The 4,123-nt window shown below is 63.2% G+C and carries 5 protein-coding genes and 1 pseudogene; 2 read left to right on the forward strand and 4 right to left on the reverse strand.

Annotated elements, in window-relative coordinates; translation table 11 throughout:
• The coding region (locus tag WA702_RS06540) for a FumA C-terminus/TtdB family hydratase beta subunit (RefSeq protein WP_425109719.1) at positions 1–566 on the forward strand (566 nt) is incomplete at its 5' end.
• A 95-nt stretch (positions 567–661) separates the two neighbouring features.
• On the opposite strand, the gene WA702_RS06545 is transcribed toward WA702_RS06540, so the two are convergent.
• From WA702_RS06545 to WA702_RS06560, 4 genes are all read right to left on the reverse strand, one after another.
• The gene (locus tag WA702_RS06545; RefSeq protein WP_425109720.1) at positions 662–958 is read right to left on the reverse strand and encodes a hypothetical protein; all 297 of its coding nucleotides are present in this window, start codon (positions 956–958) and stop codon (positions 662–664) included.
• 27 nt (positions 959–985) lie between these two features.
• A complete protein-coding gene (locus WA702_RS06550; protein ID WP_425109721.1) occupies positions 986–1,612 on the reverse strand; it encodes an inner membrane-spanning protein YciB in 627 nt (208 codons plus the stop codon).
• A gap of 36 nt (positions 1,613–1,648) precedes the next feature.
• A complete protein-coding gene (locus WA702_RS06555) occupies positions 1,649–2,236 on the reverse strand; it encodes a hypothetical protein (protein WP_425109722.1) in 588 nt (195 codons plus the stop codon).
• A 139-nt stretch (positions 2,237–2,375) separates the two neighbouring features.
• Complete coding sequence (locus WA702_RS06560) at positions 2,376–3,782, reverse strand: carotenoid oxygenase family protein (RefSeq protein WP_425109723.1); 1,407 nt, start codon at positions 3,780–3,782, stop codon at positions 2,376–2,378.
• On the opposite strand from WA702_RS06560, the pseudogene WA702_RS06565 reads away from it, so the two are divergent.
• Positions 3,762–4,123 (forward strand): annotated as a pseudogene (locus WA702_RS06565) (hypothetical protein); the annotation flags it as partial. The gene WA702_RS06560 and the pseudogene WA702_RS06565 sit on opposite strands and share 21 nt — an antisense overlap.

Below are 4,123 nucleotides of genomic sequence, written 5' to 3' on the forward strand. Positions count from 1 at the left end.
TCGGCGGCGAGGTCGTCAAGATCAACCTGCAGCAGCCGATGAAGGATATCCTCAGCACCCTGTCGAAATATCCGACCAAGACGCGGCTGTCGCTGACCGGCACCATGATCGTGGCGCGCGATTCCGCCCACGCCAAGCTGCGCGAGCGGCTGGAGAAGGGCGAGCCGCTCCCGGACTACTTCAAGAACCACCCGATCTACTACGCGGGTCCCGCCAAGACGCCGGACGGCTATGCGTCGGGCGCGTTCGGTCCGACCACCGCGGGCCGCATGGACTCCTTCGTCGATCAGTTCCAGGCCGCCGGCGGCTCGATGGTGATGGTCGCCAAGGGCAACCGCGCGCCGGCGGTGCGCGAGGCCTGCAAGAAATATGGTGGCTTCTATCTCGGCTCGATTGGCGGTGCGGCGGCGAACCTCGCCGAGCACTGCATCAAGAAGGTCGAGGTGGTGGAGTATCCCGAGCTCGGCATGGAGGCGATCTGGCGCATCGAGGTGGTCGACTTCCCGGCCTTCATCATCGTCGATGACAAGGGCAACGACTTCTTCAAGGAGCTGAACCTCGGTTGAGGTCGGTCGATATGTGACGCGAATTGCCGCGTCATCTCGTCAACGTTGCCCTCTCCGTTGCCGGAGAGGGCAAGGCATTTCAAAGACGAGAAAGCTCAGGCGCGCGAGCCGGTGAACGCGAACGAACCCATGAAGCCGAGGCCCATGTCGCCGGAGATGGAATCGCCCGCCACTTTGCCGGTGAATTCGAGCGTCAGCGGCATCGGGTTCGTGATCGAGACCTTCCAGGCCACGTCGTCGCCACTGACAGTGCCGTCGAAGATCTCGGCCGAATCGCCTTCGGCGGCCTGCGTGCCGGTCAGCGTGTTGCCGGAACTCTTCAGGCTCACAGTGGCCGTCCGCTCGCCCATCGGCGTGTTCAAGGTAAGATTCCAATTGCCATCGACGGCCATCTGATCATGCTCCCAATGTTGCCGGTCTCAGGCGCCGAGCTGGCCTGAGACATCATTCTGCGATCCATATAGCCCATGTTTCGACATAAGCCCATTGCGGCGATCGGGCGCGGCGGTGCGGATATACTGGGTGACCAGGAGACGGAAGCTCACGTACTGGATTGCGAAGGCGGCGACCTTGGCGCCGATCGCCACAAAAGAGATGTAGAACGCCCACAGCTTGAGATCGCCGGTAAAGGCCACGACGATGGTGCCGAGGCCGAGCGCGAACATCAATGCTGCCCAGGCATAGCCAGCTACGGTGACCGCGGCCGGAATCGTGTCGGTCACGATCGGCGGCACGTAGCGCAGCATCCAGCCGCGCTTCAGCATGATGACGCCGATCGCGAAATGGGCGATCGCGGGCTTGGCGAACATGAAGCGGGGATCGTGGGTCAGGAGCGTCACCCCGCCGAGCACGACCACGAGGGCGAGGCTGGCATAGGTCATGAAGCCGAGCGGCCGGCCCTTGAGATGGGCATAGGCCACCTGCGCGACCGCGACCGCGATTGCAACGGATGTGCCCAGGATGACGCTGCCTGTAGCCAGATAAAGCACGAGAAAGACCAGGGCGGACAGGAAGTCGGAGCCGAGCTGGAACAAGGCCGCTTTCATTGGTCGCATCCTCTCGGGGTGGCGCTGTGTGTCGGTTTATTTCGCGGCCAGCATGGCGCCGATTCGTCGGCTTTCCTGCAGACTCGCGTTCTTCAGACGATAATAGCCCGGATACCACCGGGTGAAACAGAGGGCGGAGTTGCGGGCGGCGAAAGCAACCGCAAGCCCGGTCCAGATCGGCAGGCCCGGCACGTAGAGCATGGTGGCATTGGCGACGATCATCAAGGCGGTCGCCAGCGCCCAGGCACCGGTGATCACATAATTGGCGCGGCGGAAGCCCGGCATGGCGGCGGTCTCGATGGGCTCCGCTTCGAGCGCATATTGCAGGGTGAAGGGGAAGCGGGCGAGGATCGAGCCGAGCGAAATCGCGAACACGCCGCTGTCGACCGCCAGATGCATGGCGGCGGCGCTCATGGCGGGATCGATGTAACAGCGATAGCAGCCGAGCCCAGCGAAGACGATCGCGGATCCTGCGCTCAGCAGCTTGATCGAGCGGCCGCGCGCGACATCGATGATCACAACTGCGAGGCAGAGCGTCGTGCCGACCACCACGCTCAGCATCGGCGAGACCAGCACCAGCGCCGCATAGGCCACATAGGGCAGCATGATCAGAATGGTGGTCATGGCCGGATCCTCGAGCCAATCTTTACGATGAAAAGATAGGTAGTCTGGAGAAGTTTGGTTCGTCAAGTAAAAATCTTGACATCGTCAAGATTGGCTCCGTGGTATTTTCGGATGCCTGGAACGCCCCGGGAAAGAGGGCTCAGACCGCCAACCAGTTGCCATGGAAGCCGTCCGGCACGCGGTGGCCGAGATGGACCACGGCCACAGGTCCGGCACCGATGTCGGTGGCGTTGAACACGGCGAGATCGCTGCAATTGGTCGCCGCGCGCCACACCGCACTGAGCAGCCAGCCATCGCCCTCGGCGGCATCGTCGCTGCGTGGCACGAAGACCGGCTCCGACAACGTGTCGCCCTCGGGCAGCAGATAGGTGGCCTTGCGCGCGCCCTTTCCGTCGACATGGGCGATGCCGGACAACGCGCCGAACGTCGGCGTGTCGGGATTGGCACAGGCGTACCAGCCGTGCTGGGTTACGAGACCGGCGCGGCGGTCGTCGATGCGCGGAAATTCACCGGTGAGGTCGTCGAGATAGGTTTGCGTGAAACGGTCGGTTTGGCCTGCGAGATCGAAGCTCCAGCGGCACAGTCGGGCGCGCGACTTCTCGGGATCGGTCGGGCGACCATCCGGATGCGGAAACAGCGGCGCTTCCTCGAATTGCATGACGTCGGCGACGATGCGGTTGCCGTCCTCCCAGGCATTCATGACATGGAAGACGTAGCAGCTCTCACCGCGGAACCAGACGATGTCCTTGACGTCGCCGCTGCGCTTCATGACGCCGACGAAGGCGCCCTTGTCCGGCTCCCAAGCATAGGGCGGACGCCCCGACATGGCGCGGTCCATGCTGCCGGTGATCGGCAGCACCGGAAACAGCACGTGGTTCGCCGTGACGATGAAGTCATGCACCATGCTGGCATAGGGCACCTCGAAGCGGGTGAGGCGCGTCAGCTTGCTGGACGAACTGATCGTCCCGAACGACAGTGTCGGCGTGAATGGACCGGAGGCGTTGTAGCTGAAGAAGACCATCTCGCCGGTGAGGGGATCGATCTTGGGATGCGCGGTGAAGGCGCCGCGCAGCCGGCCGTCATAGTCCTGATAGCCTGTTGTCGCGAGCGTGCCGGGCACGATCTCGGTCGGCAGATGTGCTTCCTCCAGGGCCAGCAGGCGACCGGCATGGAATACGACGTTGGTATTCGCGACGCCGCCGTCAGTGAGCGAAGCAGGCGCGTCCGGCAGCTTGCGGCCGAAGCCGCCGAACAGCGCCCGGCCGGCATCATGCTCGGCAAGCCATTTCGGGGTGCGGATCCAGCGGTTGCGATAGGAGGCGCGGCCATTCTCCAGATGAAACGCGTGCAGCATGCCGTCTCCGACGAACCAATGCGCGCCCGGAGAATCGAACTGCGGGTTGGGACCATTGCGATAGAGTGTGCCGTTCAGCTCGTGTGGCAGCTCGCCTGATATCTTCAGGAAGGGCGCGTCGCATTCGAAAGGGATTGGCGCGAGATTGCTGCGCGGCTCGCGGTGACCGCCTTGCGTGATCGCGCTTGTCATTTCCTGATCCATTTCCAGATCCATGGGGTCGCCTCCCTCATATATCTTTACATCGTAAAGATACGATTAGGCCTGTCCGATGCGATCGTCAAGCATAATCTTTACGTTGTCAAAATGGCGGCGTATGAAGGACTTATGGCACAACAGAAGCAGACACGTCAGAAAGAAGCCACCCGCACGCGCCCCCGGCGTGCGACTGCTGCCGCAAGCGCTTCCGCGCAACCCAAGCGGAGCGCGAAGACGGGCGGCGGCGAGGCCGCGCCTTACCATCATGGCGCGTTGCGCGAGGCATTGTTGAAGGCAGCCGAGACGGTGCTCCGGCGCGACGGGCTGGCCGGCCT

Origin of the sequence: Bradyrhizobium sp., assembly GCF_049798375.1 — a bacterium.
Classification (GTDB): Bacteria; Pseudomonadota; Alphaproteobacteria; order Rhizobiales; family Xanthobacteraceae; genus Bradyrhizobium.